General features: G+C 35.6%; 16 protein-coding genes and 2 pseudogenes. 10 read left to right on the forward strand and 8 right to left on the reverse strand.

Annotated features, from left to right (window positions below; all coding sequences use genetic code 11):
- Positions 1–623 (reverse strand): SH3 domain-containing protein (locus FOT98_RS19890; protein WP_260851106.1); only part of this gene is annotated, 623 nt, incomplete at its 3' end.
- Positions 624–835: 212 nt separating this feature from the next.
- The gene (locus FOT98_RS19895) at positions 836–1,327 is read right to left on the reverse strand and encodes a hypothetical protein (protein WP_063259472.1); all 492 of its coding nucleotides are present in this window, start codon (positions 1,325–1,327) and stop codon (positions 836–838) included.
- Positions 1,328–1,507: 180 nt separating this feature from the next.
- Here FOT98_RS19895 and FOT98_RS19900 point away from each other — a divergent pair, with 180 nt between their 5' ends.
- The 3 genes and pseudogenes from FOT98_RS19900 to FOT98_RS19910 all read left to right on the forward strand — a co-directional run.
- A complete protein-coding gene (locus FOT98_RS19900) occupies positions 1,508–1,888 on the forward strand; it encodes a VOC family protein (RefSeq protein WP_063259471.1) in 381 nt (126 codons plus the stop codon).
- Between the two features lie 52 nt (positions 1,889–1,940).
- Positions 1,941–2,135 (forward strand): annotated as a pseudogene (locus FOT98_RS19905) (GNAT family protein); the annotation flags it as partial.
- A 139-nt stretch (positions 2,136–2,274) separates the two neighbouring features.
- Positions 2,275–2,400 (forward strand): annotated as a pseudogene (locus tag FOT98_RS19910) (GNAT family N-acetyltransferase); the annotation flags it as partial.
- 94 nt (positions 2,401–2,494) lie between these two features.
- Here FOT98_RS19910 and FOT98_RS19915 read toward each other — a convergent pair.
- Positions 2,495–3,493, reverse strand: coding sequence for a hypothetical protein (locus FOT98_RS19915; protein ID WP_063259470.1), 999 nt, complete (start codon positions 3,491–3,493; stop codon positions 2,495–2,497).
- On the reverse strand, positions 3,483–4,061 hold the full coding sequence (locus FOT98_RS19920; RefSeq protein ID WP_063259469.1) for a sigma-70 family RNA polymerase sigma factor: 579 nt from the start codon (positions 4,059–4,061) through the stop codon (positions 3,483–3,485). Before FOT98_RS19920 ends, FOT98_RS19915 begins: the two co-directional genes overlap by 11 nt.
- Before the next feature lie 131 nt (positions 4,062–4,192).
- Here FOT98_RS19920 and FOT98_RS19925 point away from each other — a divergent pair, with 131 nt between their 5' ends.
- Positions 4,193–4,675: a hypothetical protein gene (locus tag FOT98_RS19925; RefSeq protein WP_063259468.1), complete on the forward strand. Its 483-nt coding sequence runs from the start codon at positions 4,193–4,195 to the stop codon at positions 4,673–4,675.
- A gap of 28 nt (positions 4,676–4,703) precedes the next feature.
- On the opposite strand, the gene FOT98_RS19930 is transcribed toward FOT98_RS19925, so the two are convergent.
- Positions 4,704–5,765 (reverse strand): DUF2332 domain-containing protein, encoded by a 1,062-nt coding sequence (locus FOT98_RS19930; protein ID WP_063259467.1) that lies wholly within the window; start codon positions 5,763–5,765, stop codon positions 4,704–4,706.
- Positions 5,766–6,146: 381 nt separating this feature from the next.
- On the opposite strand from FOT98_RS19930, the gene FOT98_RS19935 reads away from it, so the two are divergent.
- The 5 genes from FOT98_RS19935 to lsrF all read left to right on the forward strand — a co-directional run bounded on the left by FOT98_RS19935 (position 6,147) and on the right by lsrF (position 11,763).
- On the forward strand, positions 6,147–7,649 hold the full coding sequence (locus FOT98_RS19935) for a malate:quinone oxidoreductase (RefSeq protein ID WP_063259466.1): 1,503 nt from the start codon (positions 6,147–6,149) through the stop codon (positions 7,647–7,649).
- A 442-nt stretch (positions 7,650–8,091) separates the two neighbouring features.
- A complete protein-coding gene (locus tag FOT98_RS19940) occupies positions 8,092–9,024 on the forward strand; it encodes a sugar-binding transcriptional regulator (protein ID WP_063259465.1) in 933 nt (310 codons plus the stop codon).
- On the forward strand, positions 9,024–10,586 hold the full coding sequence (gene lsrK / locus FOT98_RS19945) for an autoinducer-2 kinase (RefSeq protein WP_063259464.1): 1,563 nt from the start codon (positions 9,024–9,026) through the stop codon (positions 10,584–10,586). The genes FOT98_RS19940 and lsrK overlap by 1 nt, the downstream gene beginning before the upstream one ends.
- A 25-nt stretch (positions 10,587–10,611) precedes the next feature.
- A complete protein-coding gene (locus FOT98_RS19950; protein WP_000909986.1) occupies positions 10,612–10,974 on the forward strand; it encodes a cupin domain-containing protein in 363 nt (120 codons plus the stop codon).
- A gap of 6 nt (positions 10,975–10,980) precedes the next feature.
- A complete protein-coding gene (gene lsrF / locus FOT98_RS19955; protein ID WP_063259463.1) occupies positions 10,981–11,763 on the forward strand; it encodes a 3-hydroxy-5-phosphonooxypentane-2,4-dione thiolase in 783 nt (260 codons plus the stop codon).
- A gap of 137 nt (positions 11,764–11,900) precedes the next feature.
- Here the strand turns inward: lsrF and FOT98_RS19960 are convergent, their stop codons facing one another.
- Positions 11,901–12,404, reverse strand: a complete 504-nt coding sequence (locus FOT98_RS19960) for a GNAT family N-acetyltransferase (RefSeq protein WP_063259462.1) — start codon at positions 12,402–12,404, stop codon at positions 11,901–11,903.
- Positions 12,405–12,645: 241 nt separating this feature from the next.
- Here FOT98_RS19960 and FOT98_RS19965 point away from each other — a divergent pair, with 241 nt between their 5' ends.
- A complete protein-coding gene (locus tag FOT98_RS19965; RefSeq protein WP_063259461.1) occupies positions 12,646–13,248 on the forward strand; it encodes a hypothetical protein in 603 nt (200 codons plus the stop codon).
- A gap of 140 nt (positions 13,249–13,388) precedes the next feature.
- Here the strand turns inward: FOT98_RS19965 and FOT98_RS19970 are convergent, their stop codons facing one another.
- Together FOT98_RS19970 and FOT98_RS19975 are read right to left on the reverse strand one after the other, a co-directional pair.
- Complete coding sequence (locus FOT98_RS19970) at positions 13,389–13,784, reverse strand: VOC family protein (protein WP_063259460.1); 396 nt, start codon at positions 13,782–13,784, stop codon at positions 13,389–13,391.
- A 202-nt stretch (positions 13,785–13,986) separates the two neighbouring features.
- Positions 13,987–14,691 (reverse strand): nucleotidyltransferase domain-containing protein, encoded by a 705-nt coding sequence (locus FOT98_RS19975; RefSeq protein ID WP_063259459.1) that lies wholly within the window; start codon positions 14,689–14,691, stop codon positions 13,987–13,989.
- Between the last annotated feature and the right edge of the window lie 37 nt (positions 14,692–14,728).

The following is a 14,728-nucleotide window of genomic DNA, read 5'->3' on the forward strand; positions in this document are numbered from 1 at the left end:
TTCGTTTCTTCCTTAGGCTTTACTACTTCTTGGACTTTCGTTTCTTCCTTAGGCTTTACTACTTCTTGGACTTTCGTTTCTTCCTTAGGCTTTACTACCTTTTGTGTTTTCACTTCTTCCTTAGCTTTAACCGTTTTTTGGACTTTTGCTACTTGCTTCGTTTTCTCTTCAGCTTTTTTTTCAACTGGTGCTGTACTTGATAGGAAAGAAACATTTATATAAGCTGTTTTTCCTTTATACTCAAATTGCAGCCATCCGTCTTTTACTTGATGCGTTGATTCAATAACATCATCTTTTTTCAGTCTACCAAGTATTTCTGATTCAGTATTTGCATCAGAACGGACATTTAACAAATTCGCTGTTACATGATACACATCTTTTGTAAACTCTGAACTTACAAACACTTCTTTACCGTTTAAATCAATTTTTGACCATCCATCTTCGGTATTTATTACTTTTAACTCTTGTCCCTCTTTTACCTTTTCAACAACTTTTGATTCCGTTGTCGGTTTTTCACGTACGTTGAGTACATCTGCTGTTACGATCGTTTCTGCGATAGCAGTTGTGGTAAAAGCCCCCAACCCAAAAACAGTTGCTGTTGCTGCTCCAATTACTTTTTTCATATTAGCCTCCATTACGTTTTTTGTATTCTATGAAAAATTTCCATAAAACCAGGAAATTCCACAGCGTATCAAAACATTTGCAACAGTATATTAATACCGCTTAATATACTGTTTTTAAAACTTCCTACTTCAATAGTATCAAATTCTCATTTCTAATTCTATACATTATCAATCTCTTCATCTTCTATAAGCCCTTCATGCCCTTTTGCATACTAAATCGTTGTCGCAATTCCCGCCAAAAATAAACTTACGATTGCTAAAAATTTTGCGCCGACTATAGCACCTCTTAAATGAAACTTATAATCTTTATATCCCTTCATCCCCTCTGTACTAGGAATAACAACAAATTCCGGGGTAATCCAGCAAAAAATTAGCCAATCGATTATAAACAAATCAACTAAATTGAAGATCATTAAAATACCAAAAGTATGTAAATAGGCATCTATATACAATAATTTTTCATGTTTATGTAGTATATATGTAGAAACGAACGGAGTACCGAAAAGAATCGCATGATATGCAATATTAAAGTAGATTGTTTGCTTTTTTTCATAAATCGATTTTGGAAAAACTACCTTTTGAATATCTTTTGGATAATCAGTTAGCGAAAGACGTGGATTATAATATAAAGATCCTAAAATCATTACAGATAGTACAATAGACATGATGACACCAACGTACATCATTTGCTCAAATGGATTCATATACTTCATTCACCCTTTTCTGTAAAAACTATGTTGATTCTTTACTTACTTACACATTATATGCTCATATATAACCAATAATTAACAATCCTCTTTTACACCCAGTCAAAATTCTTGCAATGCAAAAACAATTTTTATAAAGTGAAAGCCTAATTAGTTAAGTTAGGGCTGGTAAAAATTATGAAAATAGAACATATTGCAATTTGGGTAAATGATTTAGAATTCATGCGTACTTTCTATACGAAGTACTTTAATGGTAAAGCAAACTCTTTATATCATAATGAAGCGAAACAATTCGAATCTTATTTTATTACGTTTGAAACTGGAGCAAGGCTTGAACTTATGCGCAAAAAAGGTATTGAAAATGAGCCTAATCTTAATATAACTGGCTATGCACATATGGCGTTTTCAGTAGGCAGTGAGGAACGTGTAAATGAAATTACTACAATCTTAAAAGATGCAGGTTATCCTTTACTAAATGGGCCACGTTTCACTGGAGATGGCTATTACGAAAGTGTAATAAGCGATCCTGAAGGTAATCAAATTGAAATTACGATTTAATGTCTCTTTTTCTTTTCTGAAGAACAATTGAAAATTGGTTCGGAGGAATATTATGCAAAAGGTGTATTTTACTAAATTTGAAGAAACAGATTTCAATTTATATTTTCAACTCGTATCACAAATGAACAAGTAATGGAACAAATTACTGAGCGCACTACTCCGTTAGAGGAAGCGCAAAATGAATTTACAAGTCTGTTAAAACGTAATGAAAACCATCAACTATTCAGCTACTATAAAGTGAAACTTTAATCAGTGGGGGTTTTTTCATCCCCCACTGATTATTAGCCCTCACCAATCGGACTTTTATGGGCAGTTGATTCCCCACCTAAATTCTTTGCTTTCGCTGAATTTTGAGGTGGGGGTCTTACTGCCCATTAAAGCGGGATAAAGTGTATGATTCTATTACAAATGAATATGTTGGTCTTGGACATGTTACGGTAAACGAAGATAATGTTAGAGAAGCTGAAATTGGTTATATGATTTTGCCAGAGCACTGGGGAAAAAGATACGGATTGCCTGGGGAGATTTTGAGTACAATTATTTAACTATATAAAAAAAGAAATGCTACACTTGAACTCAAAGTAGCATTTCTTTACATATTACGCCCTATTCAACCATCGAAAGTATAACTTTCTCAAGTTCTTTTTTAGAAAGCATACTACCATTTATATAGATTTGATATGCATTTTCACCTTCTTTTGCAGGCACCACTATTTTCATAGCTCTTACATTCGATTCTTTATACTCACCGAATGTTACGTCATAGCCATTTAATTTATATTTTTTTATATCTCCAGTAAAATTATGTCCTCTTTTAGATGGTTTATCAAATGGTCTATCAAGAAAATAATCTTTATATTCTCCCTCAACGATTTCTAATTGATGAATTGTAAAACCTAATTCTACATCTGAAGTATGTGGCTCTTTTTTTACATTACACTTTTCATATCTCATCGAAATCAACGGCATTGGTTTGTCTAATGTCGCTTCTGCTTTTACTTCTTCAAATACTAATTGATGTCCAACCGGAATATACGTTGGATGCTTGATTGGAAAACCAGTTATTTTTTCAGCCTGTTCAAATGTATAGGTAAATTGTTGATCTATTCTTTCTTCATATGTATTTAATTGTTCCATTACCTCTATATCTCTCTTTTCTTCATCAGCATTTAGACGATTTGTAGCTGTATATTGTCTCTCACCATTCTCTACGACACTTACTTTCTTATAAAAATGGTACGTTTCCTGTAATAAAGCTACATACTTTTCAAAGTCCTCTTCTGTAAATATACTTTTAGCAATTTCTATACGTTCCATTACTAAATTATAACTATCCTCAGTCATTCCGATATCTTGTCTTGCTTTTTCTGGTGTCCCAACAATTTTATCCATTAATGTGGTACCTGCAAAAGTACCAGTCGGGATTAAAATAGCTGCAGCTACAAAGCCAAGTAATAGCTTTTTCTTCATAGAAGTTTTCTCTTTATTTTTCATCTTTTCGTATTTATAAAAAGAAGCTTGTACTTTATCTTCCAGATTAGGAGAAGGCTCTAGATTCGCTGCCTTTCTTTTCAATTCATTCGTTACATATTTTTCAAAATCCATTTACTTCTCCCTCTCTTATGTCTGGCATATGCTCCATTTCAGCTCTTAATCGTTTTAGCGCAGTATGTAACCGGGATTTCACTGTACCAATAGGGATTTGAAGAAGTGCAGCAATTTCCTCCATACTATATTCATGGAAGTAACGCATAATTATTACTTCACGATGCTTATAAGATAATTTTTGTACAATCTCCACTAATTCATTACGCGTTTCCTTATGTAAAATATCTTCATGCATTACGTAAGAACGATCTTGTTCATACATTTTTTTCTTTTCAAAAATCCGAAACCTTCGCCACGATTTACGACGCCATTCCTGAACTTGCTTCACAACTAGTCCATGTAACCAAAAACGAAATGAACGATTCATATCATAGTTTGTTACCGACTTCCACATTTGTATGTACACTTCATTCACTATATCGTCTACATCTTCGTTTTGACTTCCTACTAAAAATACTACTGTTTTATAAATATCTTTACATGTGTACTCATAAATAACTTGAAAGGCTTCTTGGTCCCCAGACTCCATTTTATACAGCCATTCTTTTAATTGTACTTCATCCAAAATTACGTTCCCCTCTCATAATCTTTCACACTATATTCGCCCGTTTCTCACAAAAGGTTCATTTTACATGGAAATTTATTTATTACAATAAAAATATAAGTTATATTTTTAAGGAAAGGAGGATTTCAAGAATGAATATAGAGGATAAAATTCACGCTGAAAACGTGTTAAAAAATCTCTTCGTAGGAGCGCAAGTTGATGGATTACAATTTGGGATTTCTCCAGCAGCAATAAAGATTCATTTTACAAATTTTCACGATCATGCTCACTATGAGGGGCAATTATATATCAGTATTGAAACAAAATGGTGTTTATTTAATAAAACTCCCCATAAATACCCATCTAATGAAGATGAATATGACGATTATACTGAGGAAGAAGAATATAAGAGAATATTTGAAATGAGAAGACAAAAAATTATAGATATACAACTCGGAATAGAAAGACCTCATTTAATCATTACATTAAGGAATGGGCAAATTATTTTCGTAAATGGTTTTCATGATGATTATGAATGTTGGCAAGCTGGTGTTCAATGTGAAGATTGGCTTGTTGTTGCTGCACCGGGTAATAAAATCTCCACTTGGACTCCCGATGAGTTTCATGAAAAATAGCTAATGGTATATTCATATTAGCTATTTTTCATTTTGAAGACATACTAACAAAGCGTCTCCTTTCCAATTTCCAACTAAACCATCTCCCATGCCCTTCCGTTTCCCCAACCGTTTCACGATATTCGTTTCCGTTAATATAATAATCAATATGAAGATCCCGGTCCCACATGTTGTTATACAGGTGGAATACATCACGTTTTGCGCCGATTTCTTGCACTTGTTTCTCTAACTTACGTTTTACTTGTTCAGGTATTTGATTTGCGACGTGTGTATGGAAAATACAGATTACAGCATCTTCACTTATTTGTTCAATAATAGATGGTAATAGCTCCACCCCGTCTCCTTCTATTAATTGGACAGATTCATTTTTCACTAAAGATGCTGCTTGGTCAAACATTTCAAGTCGTTCTTTATGTTCTGGCCAAATGAGTGCACGTAGCCAAAAATAATCTTCATCACTATGTAAATCATTTACATGCAAATCTAGTCCGATTCTTTCTACGACAGATGGACTTTCTTTTAGAAAATGAGGTACATTCTCCCCTCTTATTTCAGAAGTTAAATGTACATTCGAATTTATATTTCCGTATGTTTCATCTGTTCCGTACGAATAGCTATATTGGTCCCAAAATAGTTGTAATCCAGAACTTGTCCCAATTTCGATTAACGCTAACGGCTTTTTCACTTTATTAAATATGTAGCAGAAACTTGGATATAAGTACGCACATCGCCTTACTTCATTCGTTTGAACGAGTTTCGTTTGTAACAAAGTAATGATATCTTCTCGGTACTTTTTACAAAAGTCTTTAAAATGATCAAACACTTGGTCTAAATTTGTATTCTTATTTTCAACTAAGCTACTATAATACGTTTTTAACTGATGTTCTTTCCCTGCAAGTAATAAATAATGTACGGCGCCTAATAATAAGTTTGGGACTGGTTGGCCTACTAGAGCGTAGGAAGATAGTGTAAGCACTTCCTCATCTTCAGCAATTTGAATTGATAAGTATTCATATAAGTCACTTGACCCTTTACATTCCTTTATTGAAAAATTTCGAAATAAGTTTGCGATTTGTTCTTGTGTACGCATTGGTATCCCTCCTTTTGTTTTTCACAGAATAATCTTACTATTTATAGTGCAAAAATCCCATAAAAAGGTACCCTTTCTACCCACTTTACGATACGTAAGCTTTTTCGAGATAATTTCAAACTGTAATTTTTTTCTATTTACCACCTTAAAAGAGCTTGTTAAATAAGATTTTTAGCGAATAAAACGTTAAATAGTTTAAAATTATCAGATAACACTAGATATTTTAGTCTATTAATTATTATAATAGAGTATGAGATGGTTATATAATTGAGACAAAAAAGGTAAATACCTAGGTGGGGCCTAGGCGGTGTTTTCTTTTTACGGCTTAGATATAGTGAACACCTACTCTTTTTTGCCAATATAGGGGATGGAGAGATTATCATGAGCAACATGCAGCAAAAAACAGACGTTATCTTAATTGGTGCAGGAATTATGAGTGCAACGTTAGGCTCATTACTAAAAGAATTAGCACCTGAATGGGAAATTAAAGTTTTTGAAAAACTCGCAAGTGCCGGGGAAGAAAGCTCTAATGAATGGAATAATGCAGGTACAGGGCATTCTGCGCTATGCGAACTGAACTATACTTCCGAAAAATCTGACGGATCTATAGATATTGGTAAGGCTGTAAAAGTGAATGAGCAATTCCAGCTTTCAAGACAATTTTGGGCATATCTTGTAAAAAGTAAATTAATTCGTAATCCACAAGATTTTATTATGCCTCTACCTCATATGAGTTTAGTACAAGGTGAAAAAAATGTTGAGTTTCTAAAAAACCGTTTTGAAGCGCTTTCAAAAAATCCACTGTTTCAAGGTATGGAATTTTCCGATGCTCCTGAAACATTAAAAAAATGGCTTCCACTCATTATGGAAGGACGTGCACCTAACGAACCAATGGCTGCAACGAAGATTGACTCTGGAACAGATGTGAACTTCGGTGCATTAACACGTATGTTGTTTGATTACTTACAAACTAAGAATGTTGAGCTAAACTACAAACATAGTGTCGAAAATATTAAACGTACGAAGAATGGCTTGTGGGAAGTAAAAGTACACGATATGAATAGTGGTAAAATTGAGCATCATACTGCAAAATTCGTCTTTATTGGCGGCGGTGGCGGTAGCCTACCTCTACTACAAAAGACTGGTATCCCTGAATCAAAACATATCGGTGGCTTCCCAGTAAGTGGACTATTTATGGTATGTAAAAACCAAAAAGTTGTAGAGCAACATCATGCGAAAGTATACGGTAAAGCTAAAGTTGGCGCTCCGCCAATGTCTGTACCTCACCTTGATACGAGATATATAGACAATAAAAAAGCTTTACTATTTGGACCGTTCGCAGGGTTCTCTCCTAAGTTCTTAAAAACTGGCTCAAACCTTGACTTAATTGGTTCTGTAAAACCGAATAACGTCTTAACGATGTTAGCTGCTGGTGTAAAAGAAATGGGACTAACAAAATACTTAATTCAGCAAGTTATGTTATCTCATGAAAAGCGTATGGAAGAATTACGCGAATTCATTCCGAACGCGAAAAGTGAAGATTGGGATATTGTAGTTGCTGGGCAACGTGTGCAAGTAATTAAAGATACTGATGCTGGCGGTAAAGGTACACTTCAATTCGGTACAGAAGTTGTTAGTGCGGCTGATGGATCAATCGCTGCGTTACTAGGTGCTTCACCAGGTGCTTCTACTGCTGTTCACGTCATGCTTGAAGTATTAGAAAAATGTTTCCCAAGCCGCATGGTAGAATGGGAAGGAAAAATAAAAGAAATGATCCCTTCTTACGGCATTTCATTAACTGAAAATCCAAGATTATTCCAAGATCTTCACACTTCGACTGGTCGTACGCTTGGATTAAATGAAAAAGAAACGGTTCATAACTAAAGAAAAAACGTCCGATATATTCGGACGTTTTTTTGTTTATCTGGCGAAAAAGTATTGTGAATGAAATTATATCGACCATTTCTTATATCATATCGACGATTTTTTCAATATATCAACGATTCGACAATGAATATCGACTTACCGACAAAAAAAGACAAATAAATATCAGCTCTCAACTAAAAATTATCCTCATCAATAGAACTCTCCTTACTTTAAAGCTTTCCCCTACCCATAAAGACTTTGTACACTTTTTTCACTTGTATTAACGTTCAGTACGACTCCCATTTCAATATACATCTTGGCCAAAGAAGTAAGGTGGGAGTCAGACTATTAATCAACGGTAATAAATAAAACCCCCACCTATTCAATTTTCAACTGGAATAAACAAAATATACGGCACATATGTTTAAGCATTGGTCAATTGTTGAAAGGGATGACGAGTATGACACAGCTGAACTTTGAAGAGAATTTATTAACTAAAGTAGCTTGGTACTATTATAAAGATCAATTAACACAACAAGAGATCGCTTCACTTCTTCATATTTCTAGAAATAAAGTCGTCCGGTTATTAGATAAGGCACGCAGTGAAGGTATCGTTACATTTCACGTAAAAGGTACTGGTTTGCACTGTTTAAGTATTGAACGTGACCTAATGAAAAAATTCCACTTAAAAGATGCTTTCATAATCCCTACTCCAGTAAACAATTATCACGCTTCTCTCGGAAAAGCTGCTGCACAATATTTAGAAACTCAGCTCCAGCAAGGTGATTTACTCGGAATTGGCTGGGGAGAAACAATTAGCAAAATGCTAGAAAATATTCATTTTGAAAGTTCCATTAATCTTTCAATCGTAACGCTAACTGGCGGAGTAAATCACTATCTCCCGAGAAAACAAAACTATTTACACTACATGCAAGGTGATCTTCATATTATCCCTACGCCGTTTCTAGCATCCACAACCGAAATGGCACAAAGCATTTTATCAGAACCAAGTGTAAAGGATATGCTTCATGTCGCTTCACTTGCTCATACGGCTGTTGTTGGTATTGGAGGATTATCTCAAGACGCTACGATTGTAAAAGAAGAAAAATTAACACTATGTGAGATGACATATATTCGTAGTCAAAACGGGGCGGGCGATATTTTAGGGCAGTTTTATAATACAGATGGGGATTTATTAAAGCTCCCGCATCACAACCGCCTTATTGGTACACCGCTCTCTATCCTTCGCAAAATGAAGCATGTCATTGGTGTTGCTGGAGGTACAGAAAAGATAGATGCAATTTTTGGTGCTTTAAAAGGAAAGTTCATTCATACATTAATTACCGATGAGGAAACGGCTCTCTCCTTATTACGAAAGGATGGTGATTGTTAATGTCTCATTTATTAGCTTTTGATGCTGGTACAGGAAGCATTCGAGCTGTTCTTTTTGATTTACTAGGTAATCAAATTGCGGTCAGTCAAAAAGAATGGATTCATAAAACGGATCCTCGTTACCCAGGTTCTATGAATTTTGATGTCATTGAAAACTGGCAACTTGTACAACAATGTACGAAAGAAGTTCTGCAAAGAAGTAATATACCTCCCTCTTCTATTCAAGCTATTAGCGCTACTAGTATGCGAGAAGGTTTTGTTTTATATGATAAAGCTGGGCAAGAAATATGGGCTTGCGCAAATGTTGATGGGCGCGCATCCGCTGAAGTTAGTGAACTAAAAGAAATTCGGTCACATCTTGAAGAAGATTTATATACAAGATCTGGGCAAACTTTTTCATTAGGTGCTTTACCCCGCCTACTTTGGATTAAAAAACATGAACCAGACGTCTATAGCAATATTCATTCTTTTACGATGTTAAACGATTGGATTTTATATAAATTAAGCGGCGTACTGCAAATCGATGCCTCAAACGGATGTACGTCCGGTATTTTTGACTTACAAAATAGAGTGTGGGATAACGATGTCGCTAAGGAGTGCTGGATAACGTTGCCATTTTCACCAACAGTAAATGAAGCTGGTACCGTTATCGGCAACGTTACAAAAGAGTGTGCAGTATTAACTGGATTACGTGAAGGAATTCCTGTCGTCGCCGGGGGCGGAGATGCTCAAATGGCATCGCTCGGAACAGGAGTCGTGAAGCCTAATCAAACATTAATATGCGGCGGTAGTTTTTGGCAACAAGAAGTGAATATTACAGAGCCGATAACAGATCCACAAGCTGCAATTCGGGTAAATTGTCACGTCGTTCCGAACCTTTGGCAATATGAAACAATCGCCTTTTTTCCAGGTCTTGTTATGCGCTGGTTTCGAGACGCTTTTTGCCAAGAGGAAAAAAAACTTGCTGACAAACTCGGGGTAGATGCTTATGCATTATTAGAAGAACAAGCAAAAGACGTACCTGTCGGTTCACATGGCATTATCCCTACTTTTTCAAACGTTATGAACTATATTTCTTGGCGTCATGCTGCACCTTCTTTTTTAAATTTAAGTTTAGATGCTGACAAATGCGGAAAAAAGGAACTGTTCCGTGCTATTGAGGAAAATGCTGCCTTCGTTACACTTGGTAACTTAAAATTAATAGAAAATCTCACAGGGATATTCCCTTCTGAAGTCATTTTTGCTGGCGGTGCTGCTAAAGGAAAACTATGGCCACAAATTTTATCAGACGTACTCGGTATTCCTGTAAAAGTACCAGTTGTGAAAGAAGCAGCTGCTTTAGGAACTGCGATTGCTGCTGGAGTTGGCGCTGGCATATATTTATCTATGGAAGAAATTGCTGAACAGTTTGTACAGTGGGAGCATACATTTGAACCAGTTACTGAAAATCATGAACTATATAAAGAATTCTATGAAACATGGAAAACTGTGTATGACAGTCAGCTCGCTTTAGCTGATAAAGGGCTCACCTCACATATGTGGATTGCGCCTGGTGCACTGTAACACATTACATAAAGGAGTGAAAAGTATGTTAAAAGCGAATGAAAATGACTTTTCCTATCGCTTCGGTGATAACGGGCCGAAATATTTAATACAAGGTCCGAATATTGATCTTGGCCTTGTTGTCATTCAGCCTGGGCAAGAGTTTCAAAATCACTATCATACAACTTGTGAGGAAGTCTTTTATGCTTTAGAAGGTGAAATTGATTTCTATGTGAATAACGAAAGAGTTCCGATTAAACAAGGCGATGTATTGCAAGTTCGCCCTCATGAATCTCACTATCTTATTAACCATTCTGACAAACCTTTTAAAGCAGTTTTTATTAAGTCACCACATTTACCCAATAAAGATACGGTACAAACGGAAAATCCAACATTAACGAAGGAGTGATTTTAAATGACTTGGGGATTTAAAAATCGATTAAATACAATTTTACCTGATGGCAGAGCGGTTATGTTAGCGATAGATCACGGCTACTTTTTAGGGCCCATTCACGGGCTAGAACAACCACTTGAAACAGTTAAATACTTACTTCCTTATACAGATTCCCTCTTTTTAACGCGCGGTGTACTTAGCTCCTGTATTCCTGAAAACTGCAGCACACCGATGGTTATGCGTGTTTCAGGCGGAGCTACTGTCGTCGGTAAAGATTTAGCGAATGAAACAATTGTTACACCTGTAAAAGAAGCAGTGAAACAAAACGCAATTGGCGTCGGTGTTTCTGTTTTCGTTGGATCAGATTATGAAACACAAACAGTTTCAAATCTCGCAAATGTAGTTTCAGAAGCTCACGATTACGGTCTACCAGTACTCGGCATTACTGCTGTTGCGAAAGAACTGCAAAAACGTGAAGCACGCTTTTTAGCACTCGCTTCCCGCGTATGCGTTGAAATGGGAGCTGACATTATTAAAACGTATTACTGCGAAGGGTTCGAAAAAATTACAAGTACTTGCCCTGCTCCAGTCGTAATCGCTGGTGGACCAAAACTAGATTCAATTGAAGACGCATTAAACATTACGTACAATGCACTGCAAGAAGGCGCAATCGGCGTAGACATGGGCCGAAACATATGGCAATCTGAACATCCTGCTGCCATGATTCAAGCGATTCATGGCATAGTGAAGAATGGATTGAATGTGAAAGAGGCTCTCCAATTATATGAAGATGTAAAAAATTAAAACAAACGACAGACTATTACACTTACATATATACAAAATCAATATTTACTATAAGGAAAAGCCTCTATGTTAGATTACTAAGTAATCTAACATAGAGGCTTTCTTTTTCATTTTTTGTTCTGAATTGGGTCAAATTTCTACAGATCGCGTACGTTCCACACAATCTCACCGCGCTCCCCCCACGTACTGTGATGCCGCTTAAACCCTATCTTTTCTAATACTCGGAAAGACGCCGTATTCCAAGCACCTACAGTAGACCAAAGTCTATGACGATCCGTAGCAATTGCAGCCTCAAGCACAGCTGATGCTGCCTCTGTCGCATAACCCTTGCGATGAGCACTTTGGAACAACTCATATGCAATTTCCGGCTCTTCAAGCGTGGACCGACCGATGATTAAGCCACAGTATCCGATGAAATCCCCTTCTTCTCTCCTACGAATAGTAAGAAGAGAAATACCATTTTCAGTTGCTTTCTTGCGCATTTCGATAAGAGAGCTACGAACCGATTCAATAGTTGGCATGTCCACGCCACGTTCACCAATTAATTTTCTCAGCCAAACCGCATCAGATTCTTCCCACATATTTAGGTCGAGTCGTTCCGTTTTTAGCTGGAATGCCATATCTTTAAATACAGCTGTCATAGCGATAACCTCCTATTCATATCACTGTACTACTTATAATAATTTCGTACTTTACCATATGGGAAACCTGCTTGATTCATACATTATTATTATTATTTTATGCATAATCAATTCCTCTGCAAAATAGACCTTGTTATCAGACTTCATTTTAAATCTACAATATTCGAGTTATGAATGATCTTACATTTAAAAATGTATCGTCCTTTCTTTTTTGTTAAAATAAAGAAAAGGAGGAATGATTATGAAACGCATGACTTTTGAACGCCCTACTGATTATTACGATGAAAAATTATATACTATCGATGAAAAAATTTGTGCACTATTAAAAGAACGGAAAGAACTTTCAGGTAGTGATCCAGGCTTTCCACATGATGAAGCGATTTACAAATGGGCAAAGCAATTCGGTTTTTATCCAGACTATTTAAATTCACTATTCTCTTCCATGATGGACGAAGGTGAATTTAAACCTCGCGTTGAACCAACTACATTCCAAAAACATATACCGGTTTTTAAAACGTATGAACATAACGGTATCATGTATACGGTAACTTTTATTCGGCAATATGCAAATGCTAGTGTAGTTTATTTATATAGTGATTGGGATTCCACTGATGAAGTTTTTAATGAAAATAAGCCTCATAGTTTTTTCCAATTATCAATAGATGATACATATGATTGCTGGCCAGAAGGTGGTGGCGGCACTGATGGACATTTTAGTCATCATTTCGTTATATCTCCTGCCCTTCCTAATAATTTGTCTGGAATAAGCTTACGATTTAAAGAACTTAATATACCGTTTAGGAAAGATCAAGTTGTGCTTGAATTTGAGATTCAGATAGATTAATAAAAAGGCTGTCTCACAAACCCTTTTCCTGACTAAAATTCGTTTGTTTTTACTTTTATGTCCCTTAAAATGATCAAGCCCCTTTCCAAACTGGATAAGGGGCTATATTTACAACATTCAACAATTACTCTTGTTGGTTGCTATTGAATTTTCTTACCATCTTTATAGTCAAGGCAAGACACTTCAATTAACAATCCATTAAACATTGTAAAATAAAAACCGTAACTACTACCTCTCATAGAATACGGTGCCTTTTCTATTTCAATACCTCCAGCTACTAAACGATTATATGCTTGATCAACTTCATTTGAAGTATCCACTAAAAAACCAATATGAAAAGCTTCAGGATACATAACTTCCTTATTCCCCTTAAATGCTTTGGGGTCGCTTAGCACAAGTAGAAATCCACTCTCGTCACTCATCACTACTAGTGCCTTTCCCTTTTGCTCCAAAAATTGAAAATCAAAAAATGCTTCAAAGAAATGTCTCGCTTCTGATAAATCATCGACGCATAGATTCAAATGATTTAACTTCATTCACTCATCTCCTTTTAACCACAGGGTATGTAGACTCATTTTCGTAACACTTAAATATGTAAGGTAAGATTTTCAAGCGTTCCATCTAAGACTATGCTTTATAGTCTAATACTTTTCTCTATGACCTAGAACATTTTTTAATGAATGCAATTACATGAACCATTCAACGTGAAATATTAATGTACTATATAAAATAGCCACATTATTTAATTTTCAAATTATGTAAAACCCACTCAATCAAGAAAATTGCTGAAGAGGTACGTTCTTTCGTAGCACCTAAAAATAGTTTATGAAGTAATACCTCCAATTGAATTGGTTTATTAGGCAACGCTTGAATATACTTTAAAACAGAGCCCGCTGGCGGCGTGGGTTGGTTATTAATAGCCCATATCCCTTCTAACAATGTCCACGTTGACGTATGAACGATGTATGAAGCTTTTAACTCATCATTTGCTTTCAAAGCAGACTGAATTTTAATGAGTGAACTATGCAACCAATGAGAAATACCTTTCACTTTGCCACTAAAAACACGATAGTTTTCAAATTCATAGGTAGCTATCTCCTTTAACCTTTTCAACTCGCCGCTTTTATCAAATAAAATTTCCCCTTCTAAAAATGAGTATAGTTCCATCGGATTGTTTTTAAAGTTTACTAGTATTTGATTAACGCCTGCATACTTATATTCAACTAAAATTTCTTCCCTCGTTTCAGAATGAAACTTCTTCTTTTGTCCGTCTTCTAACAGAATATATAAGTCTAAATCCGAATCAGGATATGCATCACCTCTTGCGACAGATCCGATAAGCATACATCCAGTTATCTTATCTATTGATAAGATTTCAGCTACTATTGTTTGCACTAATTTTTTATGTTGTTCATGTTTAATAGATGTTTGTGCTTCAAACATTTGTAACCTCCAAATATTTTATTATGGGGTTAGTCCT

The sequence above is a fragment of the Bacillus sp. HY001 genome, assembly GCF_007558965.1.
In the GTDB taxonomy this organism is placed as follows: domain Bacteria; phylum Bacillota; class Bacilli; order Bacillales; family Bacillaceae_G; genus Bacillus_A; species Bacillus_A mobilis.